Annotated in this window: 16 protein-coding genes; 4 read left to right on the top strand and 12 right to left on the bottom strand. The window is 65.5% G+C overall.

All coding sequences use genetic code 11. The features are described from left to right. Positions 1 to 146 precede the first annotated feature (146 nt). The 3 genes from LRA87_RS08675 to LRA87_RS08685 all read right to left on the bottom strand — a co-directional run bounded on the left by LRA87_RS08675 (position 147) and on the right by LRA87_RS08685 (position 3257). Positions 147 to 674: a ferritin-like domain-containing protein gene (locus LRA87_RS08675; RefSeq protein ID WP_230630961.1), complete on the bottom strand. Its 528-nt coding sequence runs from the start codon at positions 672 to 674 to the stop codon at positions 147 to 149. Between the two features lie 81 nt (positions 675 to 755). Next, a complete protein-coding gene (locus tag LRA87_RS08680) occupies positions 756 to 2141 on the bottom strand; it encodes an ArnT family glycosyltransferase (RefSeq protein ID WP_230630962.1) in 1386 nt (461 codons plus the stop codon). A 42-nt stretch (positions 2142 to 2183) separates the two neighbouring features. Further along, on the bottom strand, positions 2184 to 3257 hold the full coding sequence (locus LRA87_RS08685) for a PA0069 family radical SAM protein (protein WP_230630963.1): 1074 nt from the start codon (positions 3255 to 3257) through the stop codon (positions 2184 to 2186). Between the two features lie 60 nt (positions 3258 to 3317). Here LRA87_RS08685 and LRA87_RS08690 point away from each other — a divergent pair, with 60 nt between their 5' ends. Further along, positions 3318 to 3653 (top strand): VOC family protein, encoded by a 336-nt coding sequence (locus LRA87_RS08690; protein WP_230630964.1) that lies wholly within the window; start codon positions 3318 to 3320, stop codon positions 3651 to 3653. Between the two features lie 2 nt (positions 3654 to 3655). Here LRA87_RS08690 and moaB read toward each other — a convergent pair whose 3' ends face one another. Next, positions 3656 to 4183, bottom strand: a complete 528-nt coding sequence (moaB, locus tag LRA87_RS08695) for a molybdenum cofactor biosynthesis protein B (RefSeq protein WP_230631209.1) — start codon at positions 4181 to 4183, stop codon at positions 3656 to 3658. A gap of 45 nt (positions 4184 to 4228) precedes the next feature. Continuing rightward, entirely contained in the window at positions 4229 to 7726 is a 3498-nt protein-coding gene (gene dnaE / locus LRA87_RS08700) for a DNA polymerase III subunit alpha (protein ID WP_230630965.1), read from the bottom strand. Between the two features lie 95 nt (positions 7727 to 7821). Between dnaE and LRA87_RS08705 the strand changes: the two genes are divergently transcribed. Beyond that, the gene (locus tag LRA87_RS08705; protein WP_230630966.1) at positions 7822 to 8403 is read left to right on the top strand and encodes an HdeD family acid-resistance protein; all 582 of its coding nucleotides are present in this window, start codon (positions 7822 to 7824) and stop codon (positions 8401 to 8403) included. A 29-nt stretch (positions 8404 to 8432) separates the two neighbouring features. Here the strand turns inward: LRA87_RS08705 and LRA87_RS08710 are convergent, their stop codons facing one another. The 5 genes from LRA87_RS08710 to LRA87_RS08730 form a co-directional block, all read right to left on the bottom strand. After that, complete coding sequence (locus LRA87_RS08710) at positions 8433 to 8906, bottom strand: glutathione peroxidase (RefSeq protein ID WP_230630967.1); 474 nt, start codon at positions 8904 to 8906, stop codon at positions 8433 to 8435. Continuing rightward, positions 8903 to 9493, bottom strand: a complete 591-nt coding sequence (locus LRA87_RS08715; RefSeq protein WP_230630968.1) for a GNAT family N-acetyltransferase — start codon at positions 9491 to 9493, stop codon at positions 8903 to 8905. The genes LRA87_RS08710 and LRA87_RS08715 overlap by 4 nt, the downstream gene beginning before the upstream one ends. Next, positions 9490 to 10191, bottom strand: coding sequence for an ABC transporter ATP-binding protein (locus tag LRA87_RS08720; protein ID WP_230631211.1), 702 nt, complete (start codon positions 10189 to 10191; stop codon positions 9490 to 9492). The genes LRA87_RS08715 and LRA87_RS08720 overlap by 4 nt, the downstream gene beginning before the upstream one ends. A gap of 25 nt (positions 10192 to 10216) precedes the next feature. Continuing rightward, positions 10217 to 11461 carry a lipoprotein-releasing ABC transporter permease subunit gene (locus tag LRA87_RS08725; RefSeq protein ID WP_230630969.1) on the bottom strand — a complete coding sequence of 415 codons (1245 nt, stop codon included), beginning with the start codon at positions 11459 to 11461 and terminating at the stop codon, positions 10217 to 10219. 427 nt (positions 11462 to 11888) lie between these two features. After that, positions 11889 to 14333 carry a TonB-dependent receptor gene (locus LRA87_RS08730; RefSeq protein ID WP_230630970.1) on the bottom strand — a complete coding sequence of 815 codons (2445 nt, stop codon included), beginning with the start codon at positions 14331 to 14333 and terminating at the stop codon, positions 11889 to 11891. A gap of 253 nt (positions 14334 to 14586) precedes the next feature. On the opposite strand from LRA87_RS08730, the gene LRA87_RS08735 reads away from it, so the two are divergent. Beyond that, positions 14587 to 15063: an Hsp20 family protein gene (locus LRA87_RS08735; protein ID WP_230630971.1), complete on the top strand. Its 477-nt coding sequence runs from the start codon at positions 14587 to 14589 to the stop codon at positions 15061 to 15063. A gap of 59 nt (positions 15064 to 15122) precedes the next feature. On the opposite strand, the gene LRA87_RS08740 is transcribed toward LRA87_RS08735, so the two are convergent. Further along, the gene (locus LRA87_RS08740) at positions 15123 to 16133 is read right to left on the bottom strand and encodes a sensor histidine kinase (protein WP_230630972.1); all 1011 of its coding nucleotides are present in this window, start codon (positions 16131 to 16133) and stop codon (positions 15123 to 15125) included. Between the two features lie 198 nt (positions 16134 to 16331). Between LRA87_RS08740 and LRA87_RS08745 the strand changes: the two genes are divergently transcribed. Continuing rightward, entirely contained in the window at positions 16332 to 16901 is a 570-nt protein-coding gene (locus tag LRA87_RS08745; protein ID WP_230630973.1) for a glycine zipper 2TM domain-containing protein, read from the top strand. Positions 16902 to 16925: 24 nt separating this feature from the next. Here the strand turns inward: LRA87_RS08745 and LRA87_RS08750 are convergent, their stop codons facing one another. Continuing rightward, complete coding sequence (locus tag LRA87_RS08750; RefSeq protein ID WP_230630974.1) at positions 16926 to 17264, bottom strand: WYL domain-containing protein; 339 nt, start codon at positions 17262 to 17264, stop codon at positions 16926 to 16928. Between the last annotated feature and the right edge of the window lie 129 nt (positions 17265 to 17393).

The following is a 17393-nucleotide window of genomic DNA, read 5'->3' on the forward strand; positions in this document are numbered from 1 at the left end:
ATTCTGTTCGACGTTCTCGTCTTCCGCCGGTTCGGTCGGGTCGGCCATGATCGTCTCCTGCTGCACCACGCCCCGTGGATCGAGGCTTCAGTCAGAACGGTCGCGACCGACCGGATATCCCCGGCCGGCCGCAAAGATAGGGTCGATCAATGGCTGGCGGTTTCGCCGGCGGCGCGTAGCCCGGCATATTTGCGGGTCAGCGCAGGGATATTCTCGATGACCCAGGCCGCCATACGCTGCTCTTCCGACAACGATTCGCGTAGCAACGCTTGTTGGTTGGTGTACCCGCCGAGGTCGGCGAGCGTCAGCAAGCCGGTATAACTGGCAATCTCGAAATTCTCGAACGCGTAATTGGCGAAGCTGTTCTTGAGGATCTCATCCGGGGCGAAAACGTGCGCGAGCGCGGCCATGTTACCTGACAGGCTGAGGCCCAGGTCCTTGAGCGCCGACGGCCTGGCGTCGAAGCCGGACAGGATTTCATCGATACGACTGATCTGCTGTTCGGTTTCGTTCCGGTGCATGCGCAACTGCTCCGAAACCTCCGGGTAATTGGCGAGGTGATCGAGCTGGCGGTCGATCAACGCAAGCGCCTGATGCTCTACACCGTGCGCGTTCTTGAGGCCGGTGACGAACAGTTCCTGCGCGACGTCCTGATTGGGCGCGGTGGTGGCCATGATCGATGCTCCTGCTGCGTGAGGTTCGCCGACTCAACGGATCGGGTCGCGCAGGGATGCAAGAAAACGTCCTGATTTTCGTTAGTTGACCCGGCGATACACGGTCACGCCGAGGTCACTGGCGATCGGGCGATAATGATCGGCAAGCGCGCGGGCGACGCGCTGCACGGACGGACGGGCCCGATTGCGACGGATGTCGCCGACGGCGATCACCGGTGGCCCGGCGCCGAGGACGCGGGCGACCTCGGCATCCTGATCGACTCCGATCGCACCTGCCTCGCTCGCCTCGACGAGGTGATAGGGGAAGGGATAGCGCGTCGGCAGGCATGATCCGGTGGTGGAATAGAGCGCGGGCGGGGCCTGGAAGACGAACAAGCAACCCTGCCCTCGCGCGCGATCGATCACAGCGGAGAGCCCGGCGAGGCGATGACGGGAATCGGTGCGGTCGCCCCAATGTGGATAGCCGCTGAGCAGCAACAGACCGGCCCCGACTAAACCCGCGACGATCCGCAACGGGCGGCGATCCAGCGCGGCGGCACTGGCGACGGCGAACGGTACGAGCAGCGGCAGCGCGTAATGGTTGAAATAGGGCGGCACCAGCAGCCAGCCGATCGTCGCGGCGATCAGCCAGCCGCACAGAAGCATACGCGTGCGGCCACGCTGCAGCATGGCGCCGCGGATCGCGAGAAGCGCCGGGATGGACAGCACGGCCATGACGCCCACCAGACGGCTCAGGGTCGGATCGTCGGGCGTCATGCGGCGGAGAAAGATGGAGTCGACGTTGGCGAACCACCATGCATCGGCGTGGCCGATCGCGGCGTAGGTCGCATAGGCAATGGCGGTCGGGACCAGCGCTATGGCGACGCAAACGGCGCCGGTGGTGGCTAGGTCGACGATGCTACGACGCCGGTACCATGACGCGGTCAGGATCGTGACGCCGAAGAATACGCCCTCGAACACGATCGTCGGTTTAATCTGAAGCCCGATGCCGGCAAACAGCATCGCCAGCGGCGCGGCGCGGCGTCGGCCGTCGATCGCCTGCGTCGTCAATCCGGCTGCGACGACCATCGCCAGATTGTAGAAGACCGGCGACTGCCCGCCTCGACCGCCGAGCAGTTCGAGCCAGACCAGATAGAGGATACCGGCAGCGAGTGCGCCCGCCGGGGTCGCGATACGACGGGCGAGGCGAGCGATCAGCCCGGCGGTGGCGAACGCGGCGGCAAGTGCGAGCAGGTGACAGGCGACCACCGGATCACCGGGCAGCACGCCGCTGGCGATATAGATCAGGAACAACCCGATCGGCTTGCGGTCCCAGATATCGACGTATGGGACGGCCCCGTCCCACATCCTTTGCGCGACGAGCAGGTACATCTGCTCGTCGACGTCGACCAGCGGGTTGCCGACGTCGGGCAACCGCAGCGCGCATGCGACGAGAAACAGGATCAGCCAGATACGCCGCGGGGTCATGCACGCCCCTCATGCCGCAAGATGGTTAGCGATGCGATAAGATCAGAACAGTTCGCCCTGCGCGCCGGCGGGCGGGCGGAACAGATCCGTGCGAAGGGGTGGCGGCCGGTGAACGAGGCCGTGCTTGCGCGTGGCGATCCGGAAGCGGGTTCGCAGCAGGTCCGCCCATGGCCCCGATCCGCGCATGCGGGTAAAGAATTCCGGGTCGTTGTCCTTGCCGCCTCGGAGGGAGGCGATCGTGGCCATGACCTTGCCGGCGCGATCCGGAAAGTGGGTGTCGAGCCACTCACGGAACAGCGGCGCGACTTCATGCGGCAGGCGGACGGGGATGAAGAAGCAGGCGCGCGCGCCCGCCCCGGCCGCGCGCGCGACGAGATGCTCCAGTTCGTGATCAGTGATCGCCGGGATGATCGGCGCAATAGAGACATAGACGGGAACGCCGGCGTCGGCGAGCGCGCGCACCGCCTTCAGCCGGCGTTCGGGGTGAGGCGCGCGCGGTTCGATGGTGCTGGCGATCTTCGGATCGAGCGAGGTGATCGACATGGCGACGCCGGCGAGGCCTTTCGCCGCCATGTCGGCCAGCAGGTCGATATCGCGCACGACGCGGTCGGATTTGGTGGTGATAGTGAGCGGATGGTCGGTCGCGTGCAGCACCTCGATGATGCTGCGGGTGATCCGCCAGTCGCTTTCGATCGGCTGATAGGGATCGGTATTGGTGCCCAGCGCGATCGGCGCGACGGTGTAGCCGGGCTTTCGCAACTCGGCACGGAGCAGATCGGCGGCTTCCGGCTTGGCGAACAGGCGCGATTCGAAGTCGAGGCCGGGGGAGAGATCGTGGAACGCATGCGTGGGACGCGCGAAGCAGTAGATGCAGCCGTGCTCGCAACCACGATATGGATTGATCGAGCGATCGAAGCCGATGTCGGGCGAGGTGTTGCGACTGATGATCGTGCGAGGATGTTCGACCGTGACGGTGGTGCGCAGGCGTGCCGGGGCGCCATCGACGTCACCGCGCGCGTCCAGCCAGTCGCCGTCCGCCTCCGTCTGCGGCAGGTTGAAGCGGCGGCTATCCGTGTTGACGGTCGCACCGCGGATCGGGCGTTTGGCATGGGCCATTGCGTATCGCTAGGCGGCGATATAGAACATAGCAAGAACTTTGCTGGAAGGACGCAGGCGATGGCACGGATGAACTATCTCGAGCTGCCGGTGGCGGATACGGCGCGGGCGAAGGCCTTCTACGGCGCCGCGTTTGGTTGGGCGTTCAGCGACTTCGGGCCGACCTATGCCGCCACGGTGACGGGCGATACCGACGTGGGATTTCAGGCGGATGACGCACAGAAGACCGCAGCGGCGTTGCCGGTGATCGAGGTCGAGGATGTCGATGCGGCGCTAGCTGCGGTGGAAGCGGCCGGTGGGCAGGTGACGGTCGCTACCTTCGCATTTCCGGGCGGGCGGCGGTTCCACTTCGCCGATCCGGACGGGCACGAACTGGCTGTGATGCAGGTCGCCTGAACTCAGCGCTCCGTCAGGCGGGGCATCAGCTCGACGAAGTTGCAGGGGCGGTGGCGGCTGTCGAGCTGGTCGGCGAGGATGCCGTCCCAGCCGTCCTTCACCGCGCCGGTGGAGCCGGGAAGCGCGAAGATGTAGGTGCCGCGGGCAACGCAGGCGCAGGCGCGGGACTGAACGGTCGACGTGCCGATCTTGGCGTAGCTAAGATAGCGGAACAGTTCGCCGAAGCCGGGGATCATCTTGGTGGCGACGCGCTCGATCGCCTCGGGCGTGACGTCGCGACCGGTGACCCCGGTGCCGCCGGTGGTGATGACGCAATCGACCGTCTCGTCGTCGACCCAGCGGTGAAGCCGGGTGACGATCGCGTCGGTGTCGTCGCGCAGGATGTCGCGGTCCACCAGAACGTGGCCGGCGGTGGTCAGGCGTTCGACCAGCGTGTCGCCGGAGCGATCCTCGGCAAGGCTGCGGGTGTCGCTGACCGTGAGGACGGCGATGTTGACCGGACGGAACGGGAGGCTGGTGTCGATCGGCATGAACTTCGGCTTTCGTACGTCAGGCATCCGGGCAGCGGATGCCGTCTACCCCACGGATCGAAGCTGCGACGCTACCCGGTCGAGCGCGACGTTCGTCACACCGGGGATCGTCTGGATCGCCTCGACCAGCTCCATGTCGAGCAGGAAATCGCGACCGAGCAGAACCACGGCCTCGCCATCGCCGACCGGGATGCGCGCCCTCACCTCGCCGCGGGCGCCGCGGTGCTGGGCGAGCAGTCTGGATAGCGCCTCGAAACCGGCGGCATGCGCGACCTTCGCCTCGATGGTGAAGCGGGCGATCGAGGCGAGCGTCTCGAACGGCTGGATGCGCTTGATCGAGACGCGGGGGGTTTCCTCGCCCGGGCGGCGATCAAGTTCGACGGTGATGAGGCCGCAGCCCGCCGCGCGGGCGGCGTCCTCCAGCTCGGCGGCGACCGAATCGTCGAAGCAGGTCGCGATGAACTGGCCGCTGGCGTCCGACACGGTCGCCATCATGTAGCGCTTGCCGCGCGCCGAGGTGCGCCAGCGCGCATCCTCGACCAGCACCGCCATCGTCGCGCCGGCGCGGGTGCCGTCCTCCGGGATGCGCAATTCGGTGAGCGCGACGTATTGGCGGGCGCCGTGCATCTTGGCGAGATGGGCGTGGCGATCGACCGGGTGGGCGGAGAAGTAGAAGCCGAACGCCTCCTTTTCCTGCTCCATTGCATCGGCCATCGTCCAGCGTGCCGATGCGGGCAGCTTGATCGCGTCGCCGGCGACGTCCTCGGCACCGAACAGGCCGTGCTGGCCGCTGGTCTTGCCCGCGTGCGTGCGGGCGGCGACGGCAAGGATCGTCTCGGCGACCGCGTGGATGCCGGCGCGGTTGGTGTCGAAACAGTCGAACGTGCCGCTGGCGGCGAGCGTTTCGAGCTGGCGCTTGTTGATGAGGCGCGGGTCGACGCGGGTGGCGAGGTCGTCGATGCTCTTGAACGGGCCGTTGGTGGAGCGTTCGACGACGAGGCGTTCCATCGCGCCTTCGCCGACCGATTTCAGCGCGGCGAGGGCGTAGCGGACGGCGAGGCCGTCGGGTGTCTCCTCGACGTCGAATTCAGCGTCCGACTTGTTGATATCAGGGCCGCAGATCGTCACGCCGAGGCGCCGCATGTCGTCGACGAATATGCAGAGCTTGTCAGTCTGCGCCATGTCGTAGCACATAGACGCGGCGTAGAATTCGTGCGGGTGGTGCGCCTTGAGCCACGCGGTCTGGTAGGCGAGCAGTGCGTAGGCGGCGGCGTGGCTCTTGTTGAAGCCGTAGCCGGCGAACTTGTCGATCAAGTCGAACAGCTCGTTGGCCTTCGCCTTCGGGATCTGGTTCACCTTGGCGCAGCCTTCGACGAAGATCGCGCGCTGCGCGTCCATCTCGGCCTTGATCTTCTTGCCCATCGCGCGGCGCAGCAGATCGGCACCGCCGAGCGAGAAGCCCGCCAGGATCTGCGCGGCCTGCATCACCTGTTCCTGGTAGACGAAGATGCCGTACGTCTCGGCGAGGATCGGCTCGAGCGCGGGGTGCGGGTAGACGATCGGCTCCGTCCCCTGCTTGCGGCGGCCGAAGCTCGGGATGTTGTCCATCGGGCCGGGGCGGTAGAGCGATACGAGGGCGATGATGTCGCCGAAGTTGGTCGGGCGAACGGCCGACAGCGTGCGGCGCATGCCTTCCGATTCCAGCTGGAAGACGCCGACGGTGTCGCCCTTCTGGAGCAATTTGTAGACCGCCTCGTCGTCCCACAGCAGCGCATCGAGATCGACGGTGATGCCGCGCTTGGCGAGCAGCTGCACCGCCTTCTTGAGGACCGACAGCGTCTTCAGGCCGAGGAAGTCGAACTTCACCAGCCCTGCGCCCTCGACGTATTTCATGTCGAACTGGGTGACCGGCATGTCCGAGCGGGGATCGCGGTAGAGCGGGACCAGCTGGGCGAGCGGACGGTCGCCGATCACCACGCCGGCGGCGTGCGTCGACGAATGGCGCGGCAGGCCTTCGAGCTTGGTGGCGAGGTCGAGCAGGCGGCGGACCTGATTGTCGTTCGAATATTCCTTGGCGAGCTCCGGCACGCCGTTGAGCGCGCGCTTGAGGTCCCACGGATCGGTCGGGTGGTTGGGCACCAGCTTGGCGAGGCGATCGACCTGGCCGTAGCTCATCTGGAGCACGCGACCGGTGTCCTTGAGCACCGCGCGCGCCTTCAGCTTACCGAAGGTGATGATCTGCGCGACCTGATCGCGGCCGTATTTCTCCTGGACGTAGCGGATCACCTCGCCGCGGCGGGTTTCGCAGAAGTCGATGTCGAAGTCGGGCATCGACACGCGTTCCGGGTTGAGGAAGCGTTCGAACAGCAGGCCGAGCTTCATCGGATCGAGGTCGGTGATCGTCAGCGCCCAGGCGACAACCGATCCTGCGCCCGAGCCACGCCCCGGACCCACCGGAATGTCGTGATCCTTCGCCCATTTGATGAAGTCGCCGACGATCAGGAAATAGCCGGGGAAGCCCATCTGGACGATGACGTCGACCTCGAACGCCAGCCGCTTGCGATAGACGTCGCGCCAGTCCGGATCGTCGGCAGGCTGCGTGCCGAGTTGTTCGATCCGGTCGAGCCGCGCCTCCAGTCCCGCCTCCGCCTCGGAACGCAGCATCGCCGCCTCGCCATCACGATCGCCGGCGAGGCTGGGCAGGATCGGCTTGCGGTACGGCGCCATCACTGCGCAGCGTTGCGCAACCACCAGCGTGTTCTCGATCGCCTCGGGCAAATCGGAGAACAGCTGCTTCATCGTCTCGGCGGGTTTCAGCCACGCGTCGGGACAGGAGCGGATGCGGTCCTCGCTTTCGACATAGGTCGAATGCGCAATGCAGAGCATGGCGTCGTGCGCGTCGAGAAAGGCGCTGTCCGAGAAGCAGCAGGGGTTGGTCGCGACCAGCGGCAGATTGCGGTCGTAGGCGAGATCGATCAGCGCCTGTTCGGCCGCGTCCTCGATCGCATCGCCGCGTCTGGCAAGCTCGATATAGAGCCGGTCGGGGAACAGCGCCTGAAGGCGGTCGATATAGTCGGTCGCGCGGGCTGGCTGGTCCTCGTGGTACAGACGGGCAAGTGCCCCCTCACCGCCCGCCGTCAATGCGATCAGGCCATCGGTGCGCCCTTCGAGCGCGGCGAAATCGACGTGCGCCGGCAGTTCGATCGGGCGATCGAGGTGCGCACGGCTGACGAGCGCGCAAAGGTTGTCGTAGCCGGTCATGTCCTGCGCATAGAGCGCGATCCAGTCGAGCGGTGCGACGACGCCGTCGGGCATGCCGGGCCGGGCGACGCACAGCATCGTGCCGATCACCGGCTGTACGCCGTCTTTCTTCGCGGCATCGGAGAACGCCATCGCCGCATAGAGCCCGTTCCGATCGGTCAGGCCGGCGGCGGGAAAGTGCATCGCCTTCGCCTGCTTGGCGATCGCCTTGGGCTCGATCGCCCCGTCGAGCATCGTGTAGGACGAGAATATGCGGAGCGGCACGAAACCGGAATGGGCCATGGAAGCGCGTTAGCCGACGCCGCGTGATTCGAACAGGCGGCGGGAGGAACCGGCGGTGGATAACTCCGTTGGCCCGGTGAACGGAGACACCTGCCATGACCGACACGCACGCCGCCACCGACCCGTTGAACCCGCCCGCTGTCGGTGCCGGCTGGGGCTGGATACTGGCCTATGGCGTGCTGTCGATCGTGCTGGGCGTGCTGGCGTTCCTCAATCCCTTCGCCGCGACATACGCGGCGACGCTGGTGATCGGGGCATTCTTCATCGCCGCAGGGCTGGTGTCGATCGCGGCGGGGTTCGCCGGCAAGGGGCATGAGGGACGCGGCTATGCGATCGGATTCGGTCTGCTGTCGCTGGTGGTCGGGTTGCTGATGGCGTTCTTTCCGCTGTCGGGAGCGCTCTCGCTGACGTTGATGGTTGCGGTCTGGCTCGGGCTTCGCGGCGCGATGGAGATCGGGCTGGGTGCGCGGTTCCGGCGCGGGCGCGGACTGATGATTGCGCTGGGCGTGGTGAACCTCCTGCTGGCGGTGTACGTGCTGGCGACGCTGCCGTGGTCGGCCCTGACCCTGCCGGGGTTCGTATTGGGCATCAGCTTCGTGTTCGGAGGCGTGGCATCGGTGGCGTCGGCGCTAAACCACAAGACCGGCGCAGCGGCCTTTGCCGCTCCAGCCGTGTAACTCCCTTCATGCTCCGGAACGGGTCTGTTTTATAACAGGGCCTCGATGTCCGCGGCGAGCTGCTCCGGCTTCGTCGCCGGGGCGTAGCGGTGGACCACCTCGCCGGCGCGGTTCACCAGGAATTTGGTGAAGTTCCACTTGATCGCCTTCGATCCCAGCACGCCCGGCGCGTCACGCTTCAGCCGATCGAATAGCGGGTCGGCCCCTGCCCCGTTGACGTCGACCTTGGCGAACACCGGAAAGGTCACGTTATAGGTCAGCGAACAGAAGCGCGAGATCTCTGCCGCGTCGCCGGGTTCCTGCGCGCCGAACTGGTTGCAGGGGAAGCCCAGCACCTCGAAGCCGCGATCGGAATAGCGGCGGTGGAGCGCCTCCAGCCCCTCATATTGCGGGGTGAAGCCGCATTTGGAGGCGGTGTTGACGATCAGCAGCACCTGCCCGGCATAACGATCGAGCGGCACGGCGCTCCCATCGGCAGACTGCACGGTGAAATTGGTGATCATGCGTGCCTCGCGAGCAGGAAGCACAGGTTCTGGCGAACGCCCGGCCATTCGCGGTCGAGGATCGAGTAGACGACGCTGTCGCGGAGGCGTCCATCGACGATCTGGTGGCCGCGGAGGATGCCGTCGCGTTTGGCACCAAGCCGCTCGATTGCCGTCTGGCTGCGTTGATTCAGCGCGTCGGTGCGGATCTGCACGCATTGGCAGTCCAGCGCCTCGAACGCATGCGTGAGCAGCAGCAGCTTCGCCTCGGTGTTGACGCCCGTGCGCTGCACCGTCTTCGCATAGAAGGTGCCGCCGAGTTCGAGCCGCCGATGACCTTCGCTCATCCGCATGAAGCGGGTCGTGCCGACCACCTGCCCCGCCGAATCGCAAACGGCGAACAGCCGGGCGCGCCCGAACTCCTGCTGCTGAAAGGCGGCGTCGAACCAGCGATCGGCGTCCTTTAGCTGCGACACATTGGCGTAGAAGGTGTCCCAGAGGTTGCCGGCCGCGGCGACGGCGACCAACGCGTCCCGGTCAGCGCGCTCCAGCGGGCGGAGCGTCACGTGAGCGCCGGTGAGCGTCAACGTCTCGCCCCACCGGCTCACGACAACACGCCTTCGTGCAGCCGGACGACGCGGTCCATCTTCTGCGCGAGCCGTTCATTGTGTGTGGCGATCAGCGCCGCAGAACCCTCGCCGCGGACCAGCCGCAGGAATTCGGCGAGCACGATGTCGGCGGTATGTTCGTCGAGGTTGCCGGTCGGTTCGTCCGCCAGCACCAGCGACGGGCGGTTGGCGAGCGCACGGGCGACGGCGACGCGCTGCTGCTCGCCGCCGGACAATTGGCTGGGCCGATGCGTCAGGCGATGGCCGAGGCCAAGCGCGGTCAGCAACGCCGCAGACCGGTCGTCCGCGGTCTTGCGATCGGCACCGTGGACGAGTTGCGGCAGGACGACGTTCTCGGTTGCGTTGAAATCCGGCAACAGGTGATGGAACTGGTAGACGAAGCCGAGGTGATCGCGGCGCATCACGGTGCGGCCATGCGCGTCGAGCTTCGCCGCCTCGGTGCCGGCGATGCGGATCGATCCCTGGAAGCCGCCTTCGAGCAGGCCGACCGCCTGCAACAGCGTGGACTTGCCCGACCCGGAAGGGCCGACCAGCGCGACGATCTCTCCCGGCGCGACCGACAGGTCGACCCCGCGCAGGACATGGATCGTCTCGCCGCCCTGGGTGAAGCTGCGGGTCAGGCCGGTGGTCTGGAGCACCGCGACCTCTTCGACCGGCGCGGGGCCGCGCCGGATCATGCCGCCGGCGCCGTTCGCGTCGAACTCACTCATAACGCAACACCTGTACCGGATCGGTGCTCGCCGCCTTCCACGCCGGGTACAGCGTGGCGAGGAAGCTGAACACCAGCGCCATCAGCGCGATGATGATGATCTCGACCGGGTCGGTCTTCGATGGCAGCTCGGTCAGATAGCGGATCGAGGGGTCCCACAAATTCTGGCCGGTGATCAGCTGGACGAGGTTTACCACCGCCTGTCGATAGAACAGGAAGATGAAGCCCAGTACCAGCCCGGCGAGCGTGCCGAGAGCGCCGATCGTGGTGCCGACCACCATGAAGATGCGCATCAGCCCGCCGCGCGTCGCGCCCATCGTCCGCAGGATCGCGATGTCGCGCGTCTTGGCGCGGACCAGCATGATCAGCGACGAGAGGATGTTGAACACCGCGACGAGGATGATGATCGACAGCACGGTGAACATGGCGACGCGTTCGACCTCCAGCGCCTGGAACAGCTGGGCGTTCATGCTGCGCCAATCGGCGATCACCGCATTGCCGCCGAGCTTGTCGGCGAGCGGCGCAAGAATCGGCCCGACCTTGTCCGCGTCCACCGTCTGCAATTCGATCATGCCGACATTGTCGCCGAGCAGCAGCAATGTCTGCGCATCCTCGATCGGCATGAGGACATAGGCCTTGTCGTAATCGTACAGGCCGATCTCGAAGATCGCACCGACCTTGTAGCTGACGATGCGGGGTACCGTCCCGAACGGCGTCGTCTGCCCCTGCGGGCTGAACAGCGACACCTCGCTGCCGACCTGCGCACCCAGCGCCTCTGCGAGCCGCGAGCCGAGCGCGATCTGGCCGTTGCCGGGACGGATGCCCGACAGCGAGCCCATGATGAGCTTGCCGCCGATCATGCGACGGACGTCGGCGGTGCCGAGACCGCGGACCAGTACCGCCTCGGCACGGCCGTTATAGGTCGCGGCGAGCGGCTGCTCGACCATCGGCACCGCCGACGTGACGCCCGGCGTCCGCCGCGCCTCCGCGACGATGTCGCGCCAGTCGGGCAGCCGGCCACCGACGCCCTGCACCACCGCATGGCCGTTCAGGCCGACGATCTTGTCGAACAGCTCGGCACGGAAGCCGTTCATGACGCTCATGACGATGACCAGCGCGGCGACGCCGAGCATCACCGCGACGAGGCTGATCGAGGCGACGAGGAAGATGAACGCCTCTCCCTTGCCCGGAAGCAGGTAGCGCCGGGCGATCATCCGTTCGTAGGTGGAGAGAAGCATGGGTCGAGGCTCTAGGTGACGCCGGCGGGGGGTGCAACAAATGTTGCGGATTCGACACAGGGTCCAGCCAATCGGTTCACCGGCCGCACATAGGCGGTGACAAAGCCCGCCCGGGTGCCTAGCAAAAACTCATCTGAGACACAGGCAACGGCCGTGGTTCGGGGAATAGCCGATCGGAAGCGCAGCGAAAAACGCGCGCTCCAGGAGGCGACCTAAGGGGGCTGACGGGTTTCTCGTCACGCAGGCGCCCGGATCGGAAACGGTCCGGGCGTTTGCCGTTTCCGGGCTGTGCGCTCACCTCGAAAAAGCGCCGGGCAGAGGGAGGGAGCTTCCAATTCGCGCCCCCTGTCCGGCATCGATGGTTATCGCAGATCAATCCTGAACGGCGTTATAACGGCGGCCAATTCCGTCGAGACTCCCAACCCGCTCAAAAGCTTTTCGACAGGGTCAGGCCATAGGTGCGCGGATCGCCCGGCTGGCCGACGATCAGGCCGGTGCTGCCGCTCTGGGTTGCGAGTACCTCGTAATAGTCGGTGTCGAACGCGTTCCGTAGCCAGCCGAAGACGTTCCAGTCGCCATCCTTGCGATAGCCGACGCGAAAGTTGGTGAGGGCATAGCCGGCGATGTCGGTGTAGCGCGAGCGCGACGGGTTCGACGAGAATTTCGAACGATAGCTGCCGTCCACGCCGGCATAGAGCTGGCCGTCGGTGCCGAACAGCTGAAGCGGCAGGTTATACTCCGCACCGTAGGAAAACGCCCATTTCGAAACGCCGGGCAGGATCTGGCCGGAGATGTCGCAATTGTCCGGGCTTATTCCTGATACGCCAGCTGCCGCGGGCGTCTGCCCCGCGGCCAGCGCCGTGCCGCCCGACAGCTCGGGCGGGCACGGAGCATCGACGAACCGGACGTATTTCGCATCGGTTAAAGCGGCGTTGCCGTAGATGTTGAGCCGCGCGGTCGGACGAAATGCGCTGTCCAGTTCGAACCCGCGGGTACGCACCTTGCCGGCGTTGGCGAGATAGCCGCGCAGGACGCCGACCTGATTGTTCGTCACGGTCGCCTGATAGTCCTCGATCTCCGTCCAGAACGCCGCGAGGTTCACCGTCGCCCGGCGGTCGGCGAACTGGGTCTTCAGGCCGAGCTCGAAATGATTGACCTTCTCCGGGCGGATCGTCGCCGATGAGAGGATCGGGTTGTTGTTGCGATCGAGCGGCAGCCCGGACAGGTTGATCCCGCCCGATTTGTAGCTGCGCGCATAGGTCGCGTAATAATGCACCGTATCGCTGACATCGTAGGCGACGGTGAGGTCGCCCGAGACGTTCCAGTCGTCGAAGTCGGGCTGATAGCTTTGCGGCGCAAGCACGCCGCGCTGGTCGGCGGTCAGATCGCTGCTGCCCGTGCCGGTGGTCACCAGCGAGACGTACGACCCCTCCTTCTTATCGTAATTGACGCGCAGGCCCGGCGAAATCGATAGCTGCTCGGTCGGGTGCCACGTCAGCTTGCCGAACAGCGCCGCCGACGTATTCTTGAACCCGATCGTGTTGCGTGAGGTCAGGCCATTCAGCGTCGACGGGTCCCGGCTGGCGGCGCTGGCCGGATTGAGCAGGAACGCGCTCGCGGCTGGCCCCTGGACCTGCAACCCCTGGGTATCGATCGTCTGGTAGAAATAGAACAGGCCGGCGACGTAATCGAGCGAGCGTACGCCGTTCGATGATATGCGAAGCTCCTGACTCGCCTGGCTTTGCTGCGACGGATTGGCGGAGACGGTGGTGATCGGCAGCCCGATGAAGTCGCGGTCGTTCGACGGGTTCCAGTGCCAGAACCGCCATGCCGAGACCGACGTGAGCGTCGCACCGCCAAGATCGAGATTGCCGACCAGCGACAGTCCGCCGAGTTCCTGCTTCGCACGAAGATCGGTGTCGACGTCGGTTACGCGGTCGAAGGCGTCGGTTGATGGCACGACATAGCCCTGCGCTGCCGCCAGCGCCGCATATTGCCGGGTGACCGGCCGCTGCGTCGCGCCGGTGCGAGCGTAATATTGCACGCAGCAATTGGGGTTCTGGCGGTTATAGTCGCCGTAAAGCGTCCAATCGAGCGTATCGGTCGCTTTCCAGTAGATTTGCGAACGCAGCGACTGGTTGTCCTGGCTGTTCTGCCATTCGTTCTGGCGCGTGTTGTAGATCGTGCCGCGTCGCGTGGTGATCGACGTGGACAGACGGATCGCGACCTTGTCGTCGACCAGCGGGCCGGATACCGATGCCTTGCCCTGAAAGAAGTCGAGGTTGCCACCGGTCAACTCGATCCGCGCTTCCGGCGTGAAGCTCGGCTTGCGAGTGGTGACGTTGATCGCGCCGGCGGTCGTGTTCTTGCCGTAAAGCGTGCCCTGCGGTCCGCGCAGCACCTCGATCCGCTCGGTGTCGGTAAAATCGAACGTCGCCGATGCGATACGGCTGTAATAGACCTGATCGACGTAGATGCCGACGCCTTGCTCAATGCCGTCGTTGGTCAGCCCGAACGGCGCGCCCAATCCGCGGACGTTGGCTGCGGAATTGCGCGGATTGGTCGAGTAGAATTGCAGCGAAGGTTGCAGCTGCGTCAGCCGGTTGACGTTATACGTACCCGTCTCCGCCAACGCGGTGCCCCCGATCACCGACATCGCGATCGGTACACGCTGCACCGATTCGGCACGGCGGCGGGCGGTGACGAGAATGTCGCCGCCCGCATTGCTTGCCGCGGGACCGGTACGGCCGGTCGCCTCCTGCTCATCCGCCACGGGCGCTGCCGCAGTCCCGGCCTGTGGATCGGGCGCTGGTACGTCCGCAGGTGGAACGGCGATCTGGCCGGCCAGCAGAATGGCGAGGGTCAACGACATGGCAAGCTCCCTGAAGGTTCTTTGTCGTCAAACTCTATCGTTTCGGGGGATATTCAAAGATGGAGAAGCTTGGGCGGGACAAAGCCATGCTTCGGCATCAACGGACGGGCCGATTTTTTTTGGTGTGCGCCCCTCTTGAAGCCGCATGACAGCGAACCAGATAGGTACGGCACGGTGCCAATGACGGGCCGTGCACCGGCATCGCACCATTGTGGATGCCGTCGTGCAACTCGCTTCCTGTGGAGGATTTGACATGCGACTCGACCTGACCCCCTATCGCCGCTCGACCATCGGTTTCGACCGGCTGTTCGATATGCTGGAAAGCAACGCCCGCTCGGCTACGGCAGAGAATTATCCCCCCTTCAATCTCGAACGCCTTGCCGAGGATCGTTACCGCATCACGCTCGCGGTGGCCGGTTTCGCGCGCGACGAGATCGAGATCACCGCACAGCAGAACCTGCTGCTGGTCGCTGGCAAGAAAGACGACAAGGCGGCGAATGCCAATTTCCTGCATGTCGGCATCGCCAACCGCAGCTTCGAGCGCCGCTTCGAACTCGCGGACTTCGTGTTCGTCGAGGATGCCCGTCTGAACGACGGTCTGCTCGTCATCGACTTGGTGCGCGAAGTTCCCGAAGCGATGAAGCCGAAGACCATCGCGATCAAGTCTGGCGCGCCGCTGGCCGCAGTCGAAGATGCGAACACGCACGACGAAAAGGCCCGCGCGGCCTAAGCCGACTGCATCGTTCTGTCGGCCTGCCGCCCCCCCTTGGGAGCCGGCAGGCCGATGTATCATCCGTCGAGCAGTTCGGCTGTCGGTACGTGAAGATCGACCTCGACCCCGGTTGCCGGGTACCGGCGGCTGACGCGGCCCCTGCCCAGCCCTCGGTCGATCAATCGCGATCCGAACCCGGTACGTGCCGGCGCCGTGCAAACCGGGCCGTCGCGTTCACGCCAGAACAGCGCCAGTTCGCCATCATGGATACGCCAGTCGAGAGTCACGTGCCCGTCCGACACCGACAGCGCGCCGTATTTCGCCGCGTTCGTGGCGAGTTCGTGCAGCATCAGCGACAGGCCCAGGACCGCGCGGGGTCCCAGCGTTACCGGTGGCCCGTGCAGCGTGAAACGATCGCCAGGATCGTGTGGCGCGAGTACGGTGGCTGCAACGACGCGCAGGTCGGCCGCCGCCCAGTTCGATGCCAGCAACACGTCGTGCGCATGACCCATCGCCGCCACGCGTTCCATCAGCGCAGCCACCGCGCCCCGGTCCGGAACGTCGCGCAGCGTCTGGAGCACCAGCGATTGCATCATCGCAACCGTGTTCTTGAGCCGGTGCCCGAGTTCGTGGTTCAGCACCTCCGCCTGGATGCGCGCGCGGACGCTTGCCGTCGTTTCCATCACCGTATCGATCATGCCGACGATGGTGCCGTCGGACAGGCGTAGCGGCGAATAGCTGAAGGTGAAGAAGGCTTCTTCGGCGGCCCCGTTCCGGTTGATGGTCAGGGGAAAATCCGAGATGAACGTACTCTGCCCCGCATAGGCTCGCCGGGCGATCGGCGCGATCGTGTCCCACGCCTCCGCCCAGATGCGATCGAACCCCTGCCCCAGACAGGCGTGTTTGTTGCCCAGCAGCGGACGAAAGGCATCGTTGTAGATCGTCGTGAACTGCGGTCCCCAGACGATCGCCGCGGGAAAGTCCGATGCCAGGATCGTGCCCACCGTCGTCTTGAGCTCGACAGGCCAGTCCGCTGCCGCGCCCAGCGGCGTCGCTGCCCAGTCAAGGCTGCGGACGCGCTCGATCATCTCCCCGTCCCCGCACAGGAACGGCAGAGAATTCTCGCATTGATTCAGATCAAGTTTCCGCCCCACTTCAGCAAGTTACTGCCTGATCGCGCAACCTGCCAGTGTTTCTTGGCCCGTTCTGTTCAGGAACCGCCAAGCGTCACGCTGCGTATGCTCTGCCGCCGTCCGACTCACCGGGCGGGCTTGAGGAACATCCCGATGTTCAGATCCTGTCTCTTTGCCGCCGCCGCCCTGACCCTGTCTGCCGGATCGCCCGTTTTTGCGCAGTCCGCCAGTGACGACGCGCGCTTCGCCGCCGCCCAGCAGCGGTTCGATGCCGAGCTTGCCCGCTATCGAGCGGAGTTCGATCGGTATCGCGCCGGCCGGGGGAACGCCGGGTCGGGCGGATATCGCACCGCACCGCTCCCGGGCAATTACGACGAACCGCGCGTCGCCGACCCCCGCTATCAGGACGAGGATTACTCTGCCGAAGACGACCGGTACGAAAACGGATACGATCCATCCCGTTATTACCGTTCGGGTTCGAACTATCGCGAACGTACGCTGAGCGCGGACGAACGCGTCTATGCCGGCAACGACGGCCGTTATTATTGCAAGCGGAACGACGGCACGACCGGACTGATCGCCGGCGGCGCAGCCGGCGGAATCCTCGGCAACGTCATCGACGGCGGACGCAGCCGCACGGTCGGCACGTTGCTGGGTGGTGCGGTGGGTGCGCTTGCCGGGCGTTCGATCGAGCAGAACCAGTCGCAGGTTCGCTGTCGCTGAATGTCCTTGGGGTCGGGCGGGCGATCAGCGCCGCTCGACCGCCATCAGCGTTTCGCCGACATATTTCTCGGCTGCCGGTTCGAACAGCGTGCTTGGCGTAAAGGCCTTGTCGGTCAATGTCGGTTCGCCGAGCCCGTCGAGCTTGAACGTGCCGAGCTTCTCCTCACGCGGCGGCTTTCCGTCCCGTTCGACGGTGACGGCGTCGACGTAGATCTCGCCGTGCCGCGTGTAGAGGATATGCGGAGCGATCGTCACCGATCCCCGGTTGTAGGTGGCGGTCACGGCAAGCTGGCGGACGATCGCTTCGAACATCGTCGGCACCGGCCCGGTCGGCGCTGCCGTCGCGGCTTGGGTCTGGGTCATCGCGATTACCCTATACGGTCGTGCTGCATCGCAGCAATAGTGCATTCGTATACGTAAGACTCACTGGCTCCGTCGCAAGGTGACGTTTCGTGAAAAGGATGCGCCGCGATCCGGCGCCGGAGTGTCAGA

The sequence above is a fragment of the Sphingomonas sp. Leaf37 genome, assembly GCF_920939475.1.
In the GTDB taxonomy this organism is placed as follows: Bacteria; Pseudomonadota; Alphaproteobacteria; order Sphingomonadales; family Sphingomonadaceae; genus Sphingomonas.